Origin of the sequence: Alcanivorax sp. P2S70, from assembly GCF_000475295.1 — a bacterium.
GTDB classification, from domain to species: domain Bacteria; phylum Pseudomonadota; class Gammaproteobacteria; order Pseudomonadales; family Alcanivoracaceae; genus Alcanivorax; species Alcanivorax profundi.
Window position 1 is genome coordinate 151597 of record NZ_AXBZ01000007.1, and the last position, 16040, is coordinate 167636.

Below are 16040 nucleotides of genomic sequence, written 5' to 3' on the forward strand. Positions count from 1 at the left end.
TTTATGGCTTTTGTACGCGTTCCTAGGGATGGTGTGCCGGTTACCCAGGCAAAAGATGTGGCACTGGATGCCAGCCTTGGTAAACAGTTCACCCTGAAAACCGATGTGGTGGTTGTGGGGTCCGGCGCGGCTGGGGCGACAGTGGCTTATGAAATGGCCAAGGCCGGTCGGGATGTGTTGGTGCTGGAGTCAGGCCGTTACTATCCCAGCTCCCAGTTTACCGAGCACCTTGGCGACACCATGACCAAGATCTACCAGGATCAGGTCGGTCAGGTAAACACCACTGCAGATATCATTTTTGTACAGGGTGCCTGTGTCGGTGGTTCCACCGTGATTGGCGCCTGCGTGATGGAAGAACCGGGTGATAAGGTTCTGGATGGTTGGGCGGAGAAATACGGGCTTGAAAACCTGTCTGCCAAAAATTTTCGACCCTATCTTGATACCGTAGCGGATCAGTTACAGATTCATACCAACGAAGCTCATGAAATCAATGCCTGCGCCCACAAGGTGATTCAGGGCTGCGAGAAAATGCAGTTTTCCTGGAAGCCTGCCCAGCGCAATGTCAAACAATGTGCGCTGACAGGACATTGCCTCGCTGGCTGTCCTTCGGACCGGAAGATGAGCTCCCTGGTGACTCATCTGCCCTGGGCGGCAGCCTACGGCGCCAGAATTTTCTCGGATACCGAAGTGGTGCGGGTACGGATGCTGGATGGTCGCGCCCGTGGCGTGGAGGCTCGCATTACGGATCCTGATAGTGGTGCGGAAGTGGCGACCATGAATGTCGATGCCGACATGGTCGTGCTCGCAGCCGGTGCTATTCATACCCCTTTGATTTTGCAGCGTAGTCAGGTCAAGGACCGTAGTGGCCAGCTGGGCCGTAACCTGGCGATTCAACCCTTTACCCAGGTGCTGGGCAAGTTCAAGGAACCCCTTTATGGTTTCCGTGGTGCTCTGGTAGGGGTGCAGGTCGATGAATTTACCCACACTGATGGCTATACCATTTTTTCCGGTCTTGCCGAGCCTGAATCCCTGTTGGCACAGGGAGATATGAAGGCGGGTAAAGCGCACATGGAGTTCATGAAAGACTACAAGTACTACGCTGGCGTGAATGCCTTTAGCCGGGATTTGGGGCAGGGGTACGTGCAATGGGACGGTGACCCTTACACCGGTGACAAGACCATTCACTGGAACCCCAGCCGCGAAGAGTTCGAAAACATGAAGGCTTCAGCCGCATTGGCGGCCCGGATTTTCTTTTCCGGGGGGGCGGAAAAAGTTTTCTTACCGACCTTTCAAAGCCTGGAGGCGAATTCGGTGTTTGAGCTGGATGCCAAGATGGATGAGGTGGATTACGGGATCAAGGGGTTATATACCTTCCGCAGTAATAGCTTTAGCCCCCATGGCACTTGCCGTATGGGGGCAGACCCCTATCAGTCAGTGGTGTCCCCTACCGGCGAACTGCATGATACCCCGGGGCTATTTGTGGCCGATTCCAGTCTGATTCCGGAGTCAATCAGTGCACCAATCCAGTGGACGGTTCAGGCTCTGGCGAAATACGTGAGTGACCAGATCAACGACAACGCCGCCAATTATTTTATTGGCTGACAGGTCTTGGTGTTTTGTCTGGAAAAGGCGAACCGTGGGGTTCGCTTTTTTTTTGCTTCATCACGGGTTAGGGGGCAGCTGGCTGTCCGGCGTCCTACCCCTAACCCGCGATCCTCTTCTCTCCCTCCACCAACCCGTAGGAGCGTCGCTGGCGGCGCGTACCCCATTGGGTATTGAGGAAAAGACGGTTTAACCGCTGTGTGTTCTGCGATCTCAGTGATGATTCTCTTTGCGGATGTCCAAAACCGAACGGGGGGTGGCGATGCCTGTGACACCAGCGTCACCATTCCCTCAAATGACGTGATCCGCCGCCATGGTGGCGACATTTGCCCCGTAGGGCTGTGCTAGCATATGGCATCCATCTTTCAGGGAGTTATGCGTCATGATGGGCTTCGAATTCGCCACAACACACCGGGTTCTTGTCGAGGCTGGTGCGGCAGGCCGTTTGCCACAACTGTGTGCTGAGAAAGGCGCGTCCCGCGTGCTGCTGGTGACCGATCCCGGTATCCGCAGCACGCCATTGCTAGACCCGGTAGAAGAGAGTTTTGCCAGGGCGGGGATGCCGCTGTTCATCTACGATGAGGTGAGTGCTGACCCGGCTGATAGTATCGTGCGGGATGCTACAGACTGCGCGCGGGATAATGGCGCCGATCTGGTGATCGGCTTTGGCGGTGGTTCGTCCATGGACGTGGCCAAGCTTGTGGCCCTGTTAGCTCACCCGGATGCTACTCAGTCGCTGGCAGACATCTACGGCGTGGGACTGGCGACAGGCCCACGGCTTCCCTTGTTTCAGGTGCCAACCACTGCTGGCACGGGCTCAGAGGTTACGCCGGTGGCCATCGTTACCACTGGAGAAACCACCAAGGCCGGGGTGGTTGCTCCCTCGCTGCTTCCGGATCTGGCAGTACTGGATGCGGAGCTGACGCTCGGCCTGCCGCCGCATGTGACCGCTGCCACCGGTGTGGATGCCATGGTGCATGCCATTGAGGCCTACACCAGCGCCCACAAAAAGAATCCCTATTCCGATATGCTGGCACGGGAAGCCCTGCGCTTGCTCGGAGCCAATCTGGTTACCGCGGTGAAAGATGGCAGCAATCTCCCTGCTCGTGAAGCATGCCTTTTGGGTGCCATGATGGCCGGGCAGGCCTTTGCCAATGCGCCGGTGGCGGCAGTGCATGCACTGGCCTATCCGCTGGGTGGGCATTTCCATATTCCCCATGGCTTGAGCAATTCCCTGGTGTTGCCAGAGGTGCTCAAATTCAACGCCATGACTGCGGCGCCGCTGTATGCAGAGCTGGCGCCAATTCTCAGTGATCGGCCATTTGCCGATCATGAAGACGGGGCAGGGGTGCTGATTGCTGCGCTGGAATCGTTGATTGCAGCGGTCGGGCTGCCGGTTCGGCTACGTGATGCCGGGGTCACCGAAGAGAGTCTGGAAACCTTGGCCTCCGACGCCATGCTGCAGCAACGTTTGCTGGTCAATAATCCTCGCGAAGTCACCGAGGCAGATGCCCTCGCTATCTACAAGGCAGTCTATTAATGACAGACAAGCAGTCACGTCCGGCCCGAGAGGAATATGGCTATCTGTGTCCGGTGGATTCCCGCTGGAGCGATAACGATATTTATGGACACATCAACAATGTGGTGTATTACAGCTATTTTGACTCCACCATCAACCGCTATCTGATCGATGAAGGCGGGCTGGATATTCACCAAGGCGAGCATATCGCTTACGTGGTGAGCTCCGGGTGTGATTACCTGGAGGCGGCCGCCTACCCGGAACCGTTGGTGGTGGGGCTGAAAGTGGACAAACTGGGCAACAGTTCTGTGCGCTATGGATTGGCTCTGTTTGGCAACGAAGGCGTGGCAAAGGCCACCGGTTTTGTTGTTCACGTGTTTGTAAACCGTGAGAGCGGCAGGCCGGTGCCAATTCCTGGACCGTTACGCGATGCGCTGACGGCCTTGAGCTGAATCAGTCGGGTTGTTGAACCCAAACCAAAACGCCCTGCATTGCAGGGCGTTTTGGTTTTCATGAAAGCAGGATCAGTTGGGGAAGAAGTTGAGCTTGTAGTCTCCCTTCCAGACCTCCACATTCATGGCGCCGAAGTCCATGCCTTTGGCGACCAGCAGAATACGACGTTCTAATTTCGCGTCATTAAGCTGACTGGATTTTATTTTCACATCGGTAACTTCACCACTCGGCGCAATCACGAGGTGCAGTACCACGGTGCCTTGCAGGGCAGGGTTGCTGCGTAGGGCGCGCTGGTACTGGCTGTTGAATTTGCCCGCATAACGGTCAAATACCCGGCGCAGTTGTTCCTGGGTACGTCGGCTCTTGCCATCGCTTCCCTTGCGGGTAGTGCTGGCCACCTGGCCGGATTGCGCGATCTTGCTGTCAACCTTGGCGCCGCTGCCGACCGTACCTGAGGACAAGGTGCCGCCACCGCCACCACCGCTCGAGGCTTTGGCCACGGCAACGCCCCCAGAGCCACTGCCGGCACGTTTGCCGATCAAGTCGCGTTCAGCCTTGGCTTCGCTGTCGCCCCCGGTTCTGAGGTCGGAACCCGTGGTAACCAGAGGGCCAATATCATCCAGGCCGGCGAGGGAGTCACCGAGGTCCTCTTCGAGCTTGGCGCGGGCGGTTTCCCTGGCCTGATCACGCTCCTTGGGTGTGGTATCAGGTTTGGGTTCCGGCTTCGGCTCTGGCTTAGGCTCAGGCTTGGGTTCTTCCGGCTCGGGTTCTTCCGGTTTTTCCTCTGGCTCGGGTTCGGGTTCGGGCTCAGGTTCAGGAGGTGGTGGTTCTTTTTTCTTCTCCATCACCAACTGGGCGAGCCGCTCTGGAATCTTCTGCTGCTCGCGACGATCCGGCTTCTCGATAGTGACAGATTCCACCAGAATCATCAGGAACAGGGCCAGAATCAACAGGACCAGTACGATGCCGTACAGCCGCCGGTTTTCCCCCTCTTGTTTGTCCCAAGGCAGGGTGCCATCAATGAGGATGCGCAGCATGTTCTTGTTATTCTGCGTCATTCATCTTCCTCCTCTGCCACTTTGAGGACAGCGAAGGCCACCTTGGTATAGGGGGTTTCCATACAGCTACGCATCAACTTCTTGATGACGGCGTAGGGGACTTCACGGTCAGCCAGAATCATGACTTCCCGTTCTTCGTCGGCGCCAGCTCCCAAGCTCTGAGAGGCGCGAAAGTTCAGCTCATCAACCAGTGTTTTGACGGTGCGTTCTTGCTGAGCTTTTACTGCTTCGGTGTCAGCGATTCGCTGCCCCTCTACGATGACATCGTTGGGACTTACCTGAATCGTCAATACCTCACTAGGCAGTTCCTGGGCAATGGACTCCGGGAGCTGGATGTCCTGATTGTCCGGAAGCTTGGCCGCGTTGTTATTGTTCACCAGCAAAAAGATCAACAGGATGGTGAAAATATCCATCAACGAGGTCAGGTTCAGTGTTGCGACCGTCTTGTGCTTGCCATGATGGCGAGCCATACGGCGGGCGCGGGCAGACTTCTTCACGCGTCACCTCCTTTCTGGCCAGCCTTGTCGGCGGGAGCTGAACCAATGCTGATGCTAGGGAACAGTTCCTTCTTGATGGTTTGCCCGTTCATTTTTTCGTTGTATAGCCGCACTGCATCCATGGTGTGAATCATCACCTCGTAGGGCGTGTCATCCTCACAGAGCAGGGTAATGGCCGTCTCGGACGGGAATTTTTTCTTCAGCTGAACCAGATAGTCATGCAGGCCGGACGCATCATGTTCTTCGCCCTTGTTTTGCACGATTTTCAGTACCGCACTGCTCTTGCGGTCTACCACTTCATAGCGGTCACCGTAAATCAGTACTTCCAGTACCAGCTTGTCTTTGTCGTCGTCTTCCGAGGGGGTACTGCTTTCGTTCACCGCGGGCAGGTCGAGCTGCAGGATGGAAACCTGCGCGAAGACCGCGTTGATCAGCAGAAAAGGAATCAGCACTACCATCAGGTTCAAAAAGGCAGTGATGTTCAGTTCCACCTCGGTGTCGTGCGAACGTCGTCTGCGAAATCGCATACCAGATCCTTACACCAGGTTGGCGAATACAGGAACTCGGCTTATTGGCCGTCGTTCTTGCGCTCTTGCTGGGCAGATACCTGGCGGAAGACGTTAACGAATTTCACCGAGGCCATTTCCATGCTGTCGACCAGCTTGCCGGTCATGGAGTTAATGAAGGCGAACGCCAGCAGCATCGGGATCGCAGCGATCAGACCGAAGGCGGTGGTGTTCATGGCAACGGAAATGGACGCGGAGAGCAGGTCTGCCTTTTGCGCCGGGTCGGCACTGGCGACGGCGGTAAAGGCGCTGATCAGACCAAGGATGGTACCTAGCAGGCCAAGAAGAGTAGCGATGTTGGCGAAAGTGGCGATATATGGGGTGCGGGTCTCCAGGCGTGGAATGATCTCCATTAGCCCTTCTTCCATGGCCAGCTCGATATCATCATGACGGCGTGCGGTTTTGGCGCGCTCCAGGCCATAGCCGATGACCTTGGCCATACCGGTATTGCTGCTGCTGACCACGTCCAGCGCCTGACGGAACTGACCTTTGGCAATCAATGGATAAACGTCTTTCCAGGTTTTCTGGTTCTTGGCCTTGGTGGCCTGAAGGTAAATGATACGCTCCAGAGACAGGGCAACACCCAGTGCCAGCACGATCAGGATGGGATACATGAAAAAGCCACCATCCTGAATAAACTGGATGGAGGTTTCGATAATGCCAGAATTCTGTGCGGCAGCAGTGGCAGTGGTGGGCATGGACTTCTCCTGCGGTGTTCCTTGGATGTGTTGTTGTAAATGGCGAACAGCAGTGTATCCAGAGAGTTGGTGCTGACGCCTTCCCCAAAGGGCTAATATTTATCAGAAAAAATGCTTGTCTGCATCTGGTAACTTTGGCTGAAGTGTCGACTAGTCGAGGAACAGACCATCATTATCCGGCTCCTGCGTCAGGAGTTGGTGGTATTCGATTTCGCGCATCAGTACTTCCTGGTCGAGGGGTTCCAGTACACGATTAAGCAAACTGGAGGTGGGATCTTTCTTTTCCAGTTTCACTTCACGGTCTTTCCACGGCACGACGTTCAGCACTGTGGGTGCTTCCTGGGTGCCGATAACATTGGTAGAGGCTCCCTGGTTTTCACTTGCATCGGCAGCATAGGAGGGCAGAGTGCTGAAACTGGCAACGGCAAACAGCGCTGCCAAACCCGCTACTTTGGGGATACCAGAAGCTGTAATGATTGATTTCATCAGTTCACGTCTCCATTGTGCTGACCTGCACCATTACCGGCGACAGGTTGAGCGGAAGGGGCGTCCGGAGCCCGATTTTTCAGGTCCGCAATCCAGTTGGCAACATTGGTGTCGGGTTGCTTTTGCAGATTCTGATAGGCCTGGAAGTGTGTGAGGGCAAGATTCAGATCCTGAAGGTAGAGCTCTCCGAGTACGGCGAGATTGAAGTGTGCCCTGGCGTATTTGGGGTCCAGGGACAGCGCTCGCTGATAATGCATTCGTGAGTCGTCAAACTTTCCCTGTTCACGCAAGGCAAGCCCCAGGCCGTTATGGCAGTAGGGGTTCGCATCATTCACCGTCAGGCAATCACGGAAGGCCTGGTCAGCTTTTTCCCAATCTTCCTTCTGCATGTAAATCAGCGCGACATTCAGTCTGGGACCCGAAAGTTGTGGGTAGCGTTCTGCGAGGGACTGGAACATCACCAGCGCCTGTTGGTCATTACCCGCCATTCGAGTCTGAAGGGCCCGTGCATATTCGCCCATGGCTTGCTGAGCGACTTTTTCCACGGCAGGATCGTGAGGCACCGGAGGAATATGCACTGCATCACTATCCGAAGCGGCACCACCGGCTTTTTGGCCTTCATATCTGCTGGTATTTCCCTGGGCAGTTTCACCGTCCAGACCACCGCCGGTAGTTGCACAGCCAGAAAGCAACAGCGCAGCAGTCAGCCCTGATGCTGTCAGCAGTGATTTGCCGTGATCAGTAAATAATGTCCACATGGTCCTCAACCTGTTCAAACTTCGCATAACGGCCAGGGATCAGTTCGGCGAGGGCGCCAAAACTTTTCTTCACCCATTGGTCGTAGATCTTGTCGGTGACCAGATCCGCATTGGCAATCAAAATATCGATGGCCTGATCCTCGTAGGGTAGTGCCTTGTCTTCCAACAGCATGGTGTACTCTTCAAGCTCAAGTTCATCCAGGCCGTTGGGGCGTTCAGATTCGATCAGATCCTTGGCCAGTACCCGATACATTTCACCGATCTTGTAGTTGGCGGCAGTGGCATACTCCGCCACGCCAATGTCCGCTACAGCCTGATAATCTGCCAGGGCGGTTTTCATGACACCAGTCTTGGCAGCAAGCGATGCTTTCAACGGCTGCTCAAGTTTAATGTTGTTGAACTTCTGGAAGTTTGGTTCCGCAAGCGTAAAGCTGGCATAAGCGGCGAGCCATGCGACCCGATCTGAAGCATTGCTGCCGGCCTCGCGATAGCTCGCGATCAGTTGTCTCAGCCAGTAATTTTCCCGCTCGCTGTTGCCGGTTTTGCGGTTCAGCTCAACCAGTCGGAACTGGGCTTCTGAGCGGAAGTCGTAGGGTTCCGGCCATTCCTGAAGGTACTGTTTATAGAGGGCAATGGATGCGTCCGGCTGGTTGGCGCGGTCTTGCATCTCTGCAGCCTTCCACAGTGCCTGGCGTGATAGTTCAGCATTCTCTGCTTTGTAGTTCGATGCAATCAGTGCCAGCTCACCTGCGGCGGCGGTGTAATTACCCTGCTGCTCATAAGCGACTGCCAGCTTGTCGGGAATGGTGTCGGTCAGCGCGTCACCAGGGTAGCGTTGACGGAACGATTCCAGTACCGGGATCGCATCTGCACTTTTGCCTTGGGCGATGAACACGGTGGCAGCATCGAAATCGGCGTTCTTTCGCACTGCGGCTTCAGGGACAGTCTGACCGACACGAAGGAAAGTGGCGGCGGCAAGATCCATGTTGCCAGCCTGCTGCGCCTGTTCCGCCTGACGATAAATGCTGATCGCCAGTTTTTCTCGATATTGGGCTCGGTCTTCCGGAGTCAGTTCCAGTGCCAGCAGCTTGCCATAGGCAAGCTCTGATACCTTGTAGTTGGCCAGATCAAACTCGCCGTTGGCTATAGTGGCCCAGCCATACATCAGGTGAGCACTGGAAGGTGGCGGCTGGCGGCTAACCAGAATGCCTGCGGTTTTGACGGCGCCTTCAACATCGCCCAGAGCCAGCTGGTCCTCGGCGATGTTCTGCAGGACGTTGGGGACTTCCGGGTGCTGAGGGAAGGTTTGGCCAAACTTTTGAGAACTGGCGATCTTCTGCTGGCGCCATGGCGCTTTTTCTTCTTCCTGAAGCTGCTCACTGGACAGTATCTGCTGATAGGCGATCAGGGCGGAGAACGCAGCGTTGCCAGATTCGGCATAGTCAGGATAGCTGTACGCCGTGCGTTCAAACTCGGTGATGGCTGCTGGGTACTGGTTGGCTGCATAAAGCACATCGGCATAGCGGTGATTCACGTCACCCTGGTTGGTGCTGACGGGCGGAGTCTCCAGGTACTGTTTGTACCACTGCGCCGGTTCCAGGTAGGCATCAGGTTTGCCGGCCTTTTGTGCCAGTACATGGTGGTATTGCGCCAGATCGAGAATGTGGCCTTTCAGCAAGTCAACATACTGTTCGCGAATGTCCGGATGGCGGTTCCAGTAGTCGCTGGTGATGCCATAGTGCTGAACGTATTTTTCTTTGGCTGGGAGGACCAGAGTGGGGAACCCCCCCTTTTGGTACGAATCGATCTGCAAGCTGGAAAATTCAGGGGCCAGCTCAGAATCGGGATAGACATTCACGTACATATCGAAGGTTTCCGCGGCATCGCGGAAACGCTCCTGATTCAGGTATACCTGACCCAGTGTGCGATAGATTTCAGGCTCGTAGTCCCGGCTGCCGTTGCGAGCAAACCATTTGCGTACCGATTCGGCTCCGTCCTGGTTGCTGAAGGCCAGGCTGACGACTCGCTGGGTGTCCTTGAACAGCTTGCCTTCCATACTGGTGTCATCGTCCAGTGCGACATGACCATTCAGGTTATCCAGCAGGGTGAAAAAGCTGTTTTGTGCGTCTTTGTAGTCGCCAAGTTTGTAGTGGCTCCAGCCGTTTTTATAGAGAGCCTGGTTGTAGAATTCGTTGTTCTTGCCGCGACGGATAACATCGGCATACGCCTTCTCAGCGTATTCGAAATCACCTTCAGAGAAGAGTAATTCACCACGACGGAACTGGGATTCCAGTGCCCACTCGCTGTTCGGGTATTGGCTTACCAGAGAATCAAGACTTTCCCGTGCCCGGTCCAGATCTCCGTCCATTGCATAGGCTTTGGAGAGAAGGTAGTAAGCTTCGGCCCGTTGCTCTGGATCATTGGTGTTGCTCAAGAGTTCCTGGTACAGGGAGATGGCTGTGCTGTAATCGACATTTTCGTCAGGAACCGATGGGGCCATGCTGCCGGCAACGTCAAGCAAGGCCAGTTTTCGTTCGGTGTCCTGGGTTGTGTTTACCTGTGCCATGGTGTTGTCATACACCATCTGGTCTATCTGTTGTTCTAGGCGAGCATTTTCTTCTTCTGCAGCATGGAGATCCTGCTCCGTGGCTGATGAAAGAGCCAGGTCAGCCATTCGCCTCAGGGTTTTGGCGCGGCGCTCAGGGTCGTCAAAAAGTTCAGCTGCCTGCCGATAGCTGTCCAGCGCATCCTGCGTGGTAGCATTATCGAGTTGCTGCTCTTCGATAATGATATCTGTGCTTTCCAAATCACCCAGAGTGGTTCCGCCGAACTGTGCCTGCTGTTCAAGAGTGCCGCTTGTAGGCGCGCTGGCACAGCCGGATAGGGTGATGATGGCAGCTGCGAGACCGTGCAGACGAAAACGGTTCACGATGAAGTCCTCTGATTCTTGTCGCCAGAGACAGATGTATCCTGGATGCGAGCAATGGACAGATGCGCTTCGGCTAATTGGTCAGCCAGCTTTTTCTGGTTGGATTGCAGTAACTTCAGGGCATCGTTCTGCATGCTTTTTTCCAGTGCCTCGAGCGTTTTTATCGTTTCTACACGGATCCGTTCGATCCGTTGGTTTTGTGACGCCAGGCGTGCGCCCAGATCGTCACGGGTACGCAGGGTGGCATCCCGTATTTGCTGTTTGACGGCAGCGACGCGCTCTGCAAGTACCTGATTCTGGTCTTGGAGTGTGGCAGCATCTTGAATCTGTTTTTCCCTTTGTTCTACCGACTGGTGGGCAATATCCCACAATAAAAGGCCTCGTACCCGGCGCAGACGCAGGGCATTTTGGTGGCTGGAGCCGGAAATGGTCCCGAATTGACGGGCCAGCCCATCAACTTTGCTCCACATGATCGCCTGTTCAGGGGTGGCAACATGCTGTGGCTCACTCATGTCGACATAGTTGGGAATGTCGCTGGCCAGTTGGTCTGTCGCTACGGAAAGTCGTTCCTGCCGGCGAATCTGTTCAGAAACAGACTGGCGGACGTGAGGCAGGTATTTGTTGAGGCTGCTCTGCTGAATCGCGTAGCTTTCCTGCATGGCGGGAAGCGACCGTTGCCAGTGCTCGACCATGTTCTTGATCTGGTGGATTTGCCGATAATGTTCAAAGCGTTGAGAGAACGCGTTGCTGGAAAACAGTTTGTATAGATACGACAACTCTCCACCAGCAGCCATGTCGTCGCTATTGGCCGGCAGAAAGCCCATTTCGTTGACATCTTCAGGCAACAAATTTTCGGCCCAGCCACTTTCCTGAATGCGATTGATGGCTCGCTGGATGTCTTTCATGGATTCACGATACTGGCTGGCCGCGTACTGATAGCCCGCCAGCGCCTGAGGCATGCCGCCAAGTTCTTCATACGCTCTTGGGGCAAGCATCAGGGCCTCTTGCACGGAGGGGTGGTTGCTGTTTCTTCGCACCGCCTCTAGCCACAGCGGGAGCGCCTTTTTTATGTCACCAGCTCGGTAATTCGCCAATCCCAGCGCAAGCAAGGCATCTTCAGAGAAGGGGCCATCACTGCGAACCTTGCGCAGATCGCTGCGGGCACTCTCCAGATTGCCGTTGCGGATCTCTGTCAATCCCGCTGCCAGTGCTGCCCGATCACGCAAGGCCAGCGCCTGATCCGAATTACCGCCAGCATTGAGGAGTGATTTGAGTAGCTTCAATCCGTCGTCACCATGACCGGCACGAATCATCGCGACGCCCATGTTATAAGTGGCGTAGCGGCCCTCATCCGTATCGACGGGGACGGTGTTCAGGTAGTCCATGGCGCCAATGAAATCCTGTTCAGCCATCAGGATGTTGGCGAGCATGAGTCGGCGGCGGGCTTCGTCAGCAGCTTCCAGTCCCTTGATGTTGTCCCCATCAAGGATCATGGCAGCTTCATCAAGATTGCCTTCGCGGTAGTGGAGTGCCGCCTTGTGAAGCCAGGTCTGAGCGCGGGTCCGGCTGAGAATGTCTTTCTTGAGCAAACGGTTGAAAATGATTTCGGCGTTGCCCGGCAGGCCGTACGTCACGTACAGATCGCCCAGTAGCAATTCTGCGTAATCGGTGTCTTCGTTGAACAGTTCCTGGTGCTGATTGACCAACAACTTGTTGATGGCGTCAAAGTTGGCATGCCGATAGAAATCAAACATGACTTCACCGAAAGCCAGGTAGCGATGCTCTTCTACGCCAAGCGGAATGGGACCCATGTCGATGTCGTCAAAGAATTCGACCTTGGCAGCGTGGGAAGACGAGGCGCCGGCAGCAACGCAAACAGCCAGCAAGCAGGGACGCAAAAATCGAGGGATCATTGCTGATTCCACTCACGGAATTCAAATTTGTGTTGCTGCTTGTTGAGGTCGTCCACCACCTGCATTTCGACCATCTTGCGACCGGCGCCCTTGGTGAAGGTATAGCTGGTGGTTTTCTGGTAGTCCTTGCCGAGTGGGTCGTAGCCGGTGATGGTGGCTTCCAGTACATGACGACCACTGGCCAGATTGCCGGTGTAGAGGCGCTGGATGCCGCCTTTAGTCAGGGCCTCAAATTCCTGATCCGTGTAAAAGTGGTAACCCACATGGTCACCATCAATGGTGAGATTGATATCGACCAGTCGGATAGGGGTGCCCACATCCACCGAAACAAAAATATTGGTTTGCGGAGACGCGTAAACCAGCTCCCTTTCCAGTAGTGTCAGGTCCCGATTGAGGTCCAGCGCTTCATTTTTGAGCTGGCGGATTTGCTCGGAAAGACCCTCGTCATTATTGGCCACGGCAAAGGAAGACAGACCCAGAACCAGGGCGCCGCAAAAAGGCAGGAATGCTTTCATGGGATAGCTATCGCTTCATTTGTTGTTATTAGCCGGGATTTCTTCGGCAGCTATACCGATAGTTGTAATCAGAAGAATGGCTTAAATCAAGGACGAACGTCGGTCATTATTGGCCTTCAAGCAATATTTGCTGGCTTCTATTGTCAAGCTGGAGGGGCTCGGGGATGCGAAAACCTGACTAAATGTGGCGATATTGGTTCTAAATGAGCTTAAAATTCGATATCCAGGGTGAATTGCTGGGTATCGTCCTGGTGCCTCTGGCTGCGCCGAGAATGGTTAATCAGGCTGGAGCTGGCACTGAAACAGGGGTTCTCGGCATCACAGGAGCCGGGTTGCGAAAAGTGCGCAGCCGGCGCTGTTTGCCACGGACTGTTATCATGCTGCGGCGCAGCGGCGCTACGATGTTACCTGGTTGCCATTATCTCTTCGTGAGTTTCGTCGTTCACTGCGAGAGGGGCAAAGGCCTGTCCAGGTGTCCTTGCCAAGTTCAAACTGTTTCGCGACCGTCATGCCAATGCACTTTTGAGAGGGACGGACGCTTTGGGGAAACAATGAAGATCATTGCAGATGCCAATATGCCCGGGCTTGAGCCCTTTGAGGCGCTTGGGCGTGTCGAACAACACGAGGGGAGGCGGCTGCGGCGAGAGCAACTGGTGGATGCGGATGTCTTGCTGGTTCGATCTGTTACTCGTGTTGATCAGGCCCTGTTATCTGATACCCGGGTGCGTTTTGTGGGGTCAGCCACGATAGGCACAGACCATATTGATCAGGCGTGGCTGGCATCTCAAGGCATTATGTTTGCCCATGCTCCGGGCTGTAACGCCAGGGCGGTAGCAGAGTATGTGCTCCAATCGGTGCTATTACTGTGCAAGAAACGCCAGTGCAGCCCTGTGGGTCTGAGTGCCGGGATTGTGGGAATGGGCAATGTTGGCGGGCGAGTGGTCGACTGGCTTCGCGCACTGGGTATGACGATACGGGTTTGCGACCCTCTGTTGGCAAGAAAAGGTGTGGCTGGGCTTGGTACGATCGACGAGGTGCTGGAGTGTGATGTCGTCACGTTGCATGTCCCCCTTACAGAAGCGGGTGAAGACGCGACGGTACATTTGCTGGATAGCAAACGGCTGAGGGCCATGCGCAACAACCAGATGTTGATCAACACATGTCGTGGTGCCGTTGTTGATAATCAGGCATTGCTTGCTTTGCTTGAGCAGGGCAAAGGTCCCATGACGATTCTGGATGTCTGGGAAAGTGAGCCTGTTGTGCCCGAGGCACTGTATCGACAAGTGCAGTACGGATCACCGCATATCGCGGGTTACAGCGTGGAAGGTAAGCTCAAGGGCACCGAGATGCTTCATGGGGCCCTTTGTGACTGGTTGCAGGTAGCACCTGCGGCGCGAGCCAACGTGCTGTCAAAGCCTTTTATGGACCTGCCAGTGAGCAGCGAGGACGACTTACTATCTCTGCTTCAGGCTGCCTACGACCTGCGCGAAGATCACCGGCGCCTGGGGGATAGCCTTGAACAGGCGGATCCCGCGGCAGCCTTCGATCGTTTACGCAAAGACTATCCGTTGCGGCACGAATTGCATCACTGGCAGCCTCGCGGCGCGGTAGATCCGCAATGGCAGCCTATCTTGTCCCGCTTGTTTGTAACCGCTTGAGGTTATCATCGGCAGGGTAATGGCCGAGGTGCTCCAGGCGTTTGCAAGCCTGCTGGATCATGGCCTCGGTGATGGGCACTTCACAGTCGTTATCATCAATGATTGCGGCGCCATTAAAGGTGCTTTCAGGGTGTGGCTGTTGCAAGTTCATGGCGAATCCCCTGGTGCGTAATCTCTTAAAATGTATACGTGGCAGCCTGCTGCCGGCAACGTCATTTTTGTATCGGGATATGACCCTTTTATGAAAGCTGAGCATGGTCTTTGTCTGGGAGTACTGGTGAACCCTTATGCCGGACTGGGTGGCAGTGTGGCGCTGAAAGGGAGTGATGGCATAGCGACCAGAGAGGAAGCGCTGCGTCGCGGTGCCATTGCCCAGGCGCCGGCGCGCATGGCGCGGGCGTTGAGCGCCTTGAAAGAGGTAGGCGAACTTCGCGTCCTGACCTGGGCCGGGGATATGGGGGAAAGCAGTTGTCAGATAGCGGGTGTTGCCTGTGAGGTGGTGGGCCAATCGATCATGCCCAGTTCCCCCGAGGATACCTGTCATGCGGCAACGGCCCTTGAGAAGGCAGGCGCAGAACTGATCCTGTTCGCAGGCGGTGACGGCACAGCAAGGGATCTTGTGGATGCCCTGGGTACGCGACTACCGGTGCTGGGTGTGCCAGCAGGGTGCAAGATGCATTCTGCGGTCTACGCTATCAATCCTGAAGCCGCCGGCGCGCTGTTGGCGAAACTGGCTGCCGGGGAGCTGGTGGCGTTGCAGCCCGCAGAAGTGCGGGATATTGATGAAGTCGCTTTCCGGGACGGGGTCGTACGTGCCCGTCACTATGGGGAATTACAGGTGCCGGCGGAAGCGCGTTATCTGCAGCAGGTCAAATGTGGAGGGCGTGAGGTCGAGGACCTGGTGGTCACCGAGGCTGCCGCGTGGGTGGCTGATTCACTCGAGGCTGATACCTGGTATCTGATGGGGTCCGGGTCCACAGTGGCGGTCGTTATGGAGCAGTTGGGGCTGGAGAACACGCTGCTGGGTGTGGATGTCGTTTACAATCATGAAGTCGTCAGGTCGGATGCAAGTGCCAGTGAGTTGCTCGCACTCATTGGTGATCAGCCAGCCAAAGCGGTCATTACCGTCATTGGGGGGCAGGGGCACTTGTTTGGGCGAGGAAACCAGCAGTTCAGCCCGGCGCTGATTCGCCGTCTTGGCAAGGACAATATCCAGATTCTGGCCACACGTACAAAATTACAAACCCTGGAAGGGCGCCCGCTTGTGGTGGATACCGGCGATCCGTTACTGGATCGGGCATTGTGCGGGTTGTGGCCTGTTACCACGGGTTATGAAGATCAGATCTTGTATCGGGTAGCGGCGGATGGGGGCAGTGAATAGTGAACAG

15 protein-coding genes are annotated in these 16040 nt (G+C 55.4%); 5 read left to right on the top strand and 10 right to left on the bottom strand.

What is annotated here, in order from left to right; translation table 11 throughout:
• Positions 1 to 3: 3 nt before the first annotated feature.
• The 3 genes from Q672_RS20535 (at position 4) to Q672_RS20545 (ending at position 3573) form a co-directional block, all read left to right on the top strand.
• Positions 4 to 1602: an FAD-dependent oxidoreductase gene (locus Q672_RS20535; RefSeq protein ID WP_031225986.1), complete on the top strand. Its 1599-nt coding sequence runs from the start codon at positions 4 to 6 to the stop codon at positions 1600 to 1602.
• Between the two features lie 382 nt (positions 1603 to 1984).
• Positions 1985 to 3142: an iron-containing alcohol dehydrogenase gene (locus Q672_RS20540; RefSeq protein WP_022984299.1), complete on the top strand. Its 1158-nt coding sequence runs from the start codon at positions 1985 to 1987 to the stop codon at positions 3140 to 3142.
• The gene (locus Q672_RS20545; RefSeq protein ID WP_022984300.1) at positions 3142 to 3573 is read left to right on the top strand and encodes an acyl-CoA thioesterase; all 432 of its coding nucleotides are present in this window, start codon (positions 3142 to 3144) and stop codon (positions 3571 to 3573) included. The genes Q672_RS20540 and Q672_RS20545 overlap by 1 nt, the downstream gene beginning before the upstream one ends.
• Positions 3574 to 3645: 72 nt before the next feature.
• Here the strand turns inward: Q672_RS20545 and Q672_RS34115 are convergent, their stop codons facing one another.
• From Q672_RS34115 to Q672_RS20590, 9 genes are all read right to left on the bottom strand, one after another.
• On the bottom strand, positions 3646 to 4632 hold the full coding sequence (locus Q672_RS34115) for an AgmX/PglI C-terminal domain-containing protein (RefSeq protein WP_022984301.1): 987 nt from the start codon (positions 4630 to 4632) through the stop codon (positions 3646 to 3648).
• On the bottom strand, positions 4629 to 5129 hold the full coding sequence (locus tag Q672_RS20555; protein ID WP_022984302.1) for an ExbD/TolR family protein: 501 nt from the start codon (positions 5127 to 5129) through the stop codon (positions 4629 to 4631). Before Q672_RS20555 ends, Q672_RS34115 begins: the two co-directional genes overlap by 4 nt.
• Positions 5126 to 5656 carry an ExbD/TolR family protein gene (locus Q672_RS20560; RefSeq protein ID WP_022984303.1) on the bottom strand — a complete coding sequence of 177 codons (531 nt, stop codon included), beginning with the start codon at positions 5654 to 5656 and terminating at the stop codon, positions 5126 to 5128. The genes Q672_RS20555 and Q672_RS20560 overlap by 4 nt, the downstream gene beginning before the upstream one ends.
• Before the next feature lie 41 nt (positions 5657 to 5697).
• On the bottom strand, positions 5698 to 6393 hold the full coding sequence (locus tag Q672_RS20565) for a MotA/TolQ/ExbB proton channel family protein (protein ID WP_022984304.1): 696 nt from the start codon (positions 6391 to 6393) through the stop codon (positions 5698 to 5700).
• A 150-nt stretch (positions 6394 to 6543) separates the two neighbouring features.
• Positions 6544 to 6879, bottom strand: coding sequence for a hypothetical protein (locus Q672_RS20570; protein ID WP_022984305.1), 336 nt, complete (start codon positions 6877 to 6879; stop codon positions 6544 to 6546).
• Positions 6879 to 7637, bottom strand: a complete 759-nt coding sequence (locus Q672_RS20575; RefSeq protein WP_022984306.1) for a tetratricopeptide repeat protein — start codon at positions 7635 to 7637, stop codon at positions 6879 to 6881. Before Q672_RS20575 ends, Q672_RS20570 begins: the two co-directional genes overlap by 1 nt.
• Positions 7618 to 10566 (bottom strand): tetratricopeptide repeat protein, encoded by a 2949-nt coding sequence (locus tag Q672_RS20580; protein WP_022984307.1) that lies wholly within the window; start codon positions 10564 to 10566, stop codon positions 7618 to 7620. The genes Q672_RS20575 and Q672_RS20580 overlap by 20 nt, the downstream gene beginning before the upstream one ends.
• Entirely contained in the window at positions 10563 to 12479 is a 1917-nt protein-coding gene (locus Q672_RS20585) for a tetratricopeptide repeat protein (protein WP_022984308.1), read from the bottom strand. The genes Q672_RS20580 and Q672_RS20585 overlap by 4 nt, the downstream gene beginning before the upstream one ends.
• Positions 12476 to 12994, bottom strand: a complete 519-nt coding sequence (locus tag Q672_RS20590; protein WP_022984309.1) for a hypothetical protein — start codon at positions 12992 to 12994, stop codon at positions 12476 to 12478. The genes Q672_RS20585 and Q672_RS20590 overlap by 4 nt, the downstream gene beginning before the upstream one ends.
• 551 nt (positions 12995 to 13545) lie before the next feature.
• Here Q672_RS20590 and Q672_RS20595 point away from each other — a divergent pair.
• Complete coding sequence (locus tag Q672_RS20595) at positions 13546 to 14652, top strand: 4-phosphoerythronate dehydrogenase (RefSeq protein ID WP_022984310.1); 1107 nt, start codon at positions 13546 to 13548, stop codon at positions 14650 to 14652.
• Here Q672_RS20595 and Q672_RS34445 read toward each other — a convergent pair.
• Positions 14621 to 14908, bottom strand: coding sequence for a PA1571 family protein (locus Q672_RS34445; RefSeq protein ID WP_442778107.1), 288 nt, complete (start codon positions 14906 to 14908; stop codon positions 14621 to 14623). The two genes, Q672_RS20595 and Q672_RS34445, sit on opposite strands and share 32 nt — an antisense overlap.
• Here Q672_RS34445 and Q672_RS20600 point away from each other — a divergent pair.
• Positions 14894 to 16033 (top strand): ATP-NAD kinase family protein, encoded by a 1140-nt coding sequence (locus Q672_RS20600; RefSeq protein ID WP_031225992.1) that lies wholly within the window; start codon positions 14894 to 14896, stop codon positions 16031 to 16033. The two genes, Q672_RS34445 and Q672_RS20600, sit on opposite strands and share 15 nt — an antisense overlap.
• Positions 16034 to 16040: the final 7 nt, after the last annotated feature.

Excerpts from the sequence above, each read along its gene's own strand:
- Q672_RS20535 (WP_031225986.1), top strand. The coding sequence starts at position 4 with ATGGCTTTTGTACGCGTTCCTAGGGATGGTGTGCCGGTTACCCAGGCA.
- Q672_RS20540 (WP_022984299.1), top strand. The coding sequence starts at position 1,985 with ATGATGGGCTTCGAATTCGCCACAACACACCGGGTTCTTGTCGAGGCT.
- Q672_RS20545 (WP_022984300.1), top strand. The coding sequence starts at position 3,142 with ATGACAGACAAGCAGTCACGTCCGGCCCGAGAGGAATATGGCTATCTG.
- Q672_RS34115 (WP_022984301.1), bottom strand. The coding sequence starts at position 4,632 with ATGACGCAGAATAACAAGAACATGCTGCGCATCCTCATTGATGGCACC.
- Q672_RS20560 (WP_022984303.1), bottom strand. The coding sequence starts at position 5,656 with ATGCGATTTCGCAGACGACGTTCGCACGACACCGAGGTGGAACTGAAC.
- Q672_RS20565 (WP_022984304.1), bottom strand. The coding sequence starts at position 6,393 with ATGCCCACCACTGCCACTGCTGCCGCACAGAATTCTGGCATTATCGAA.
- Q672_RS20570 (WP_022984305.1), bottom strand. The coding sequence starts at position 6,879 with ATGAAATCAATCATTACAGCTTCTGGTATCCCCAAAGTAGCGGGTTTG.
- Q672_RS20575 (WP_022984306.1), bottom strand. The coding sequence starts at position 7,637 with ATGTGGACATTATTTACTGATCACGGCAAATCACTGCTGACAGCATCA.
- Q672_RS20585 (WP_022984308.1), bottom strand. The coding sequence starts at position 12,479 with ATGATCCCTCGATTTTTGCGTCCCTGCTTGCTGGCTGTTTGCGTTGCT.
- Q672_RS20590 (WP_022984309.1), bottom strand. The coding sequence starts at position 12,994 with ATGAAAGCATTCCTGCCTTTTTGCGGCGCCCTGGTTCTGGGTCTGTCT.
- Q672_RS20595 (WP_022984310.1), top strand. The coding sequence starts at position 13,546 with ATGAAGATCATTGCAGATGCCAATATGCCCGGGCTTGAGCCCTTTGAG.
- Q672_RS20600 (WP_031225992.1), top strand. The coding sequence starts at position 14,894 with ATGAAAGCTGAGCATGGTCTTTGTCTGGGAGTACTGGTGAACCCTTAT.
- Q672_RS34445 (WP_442778107.1), bottom strand. The coding sequence starts at position 14,908 with ATGCTCAGCTTTCATAAAAGGGTCATATCCCGATACAAAAATGACGTT.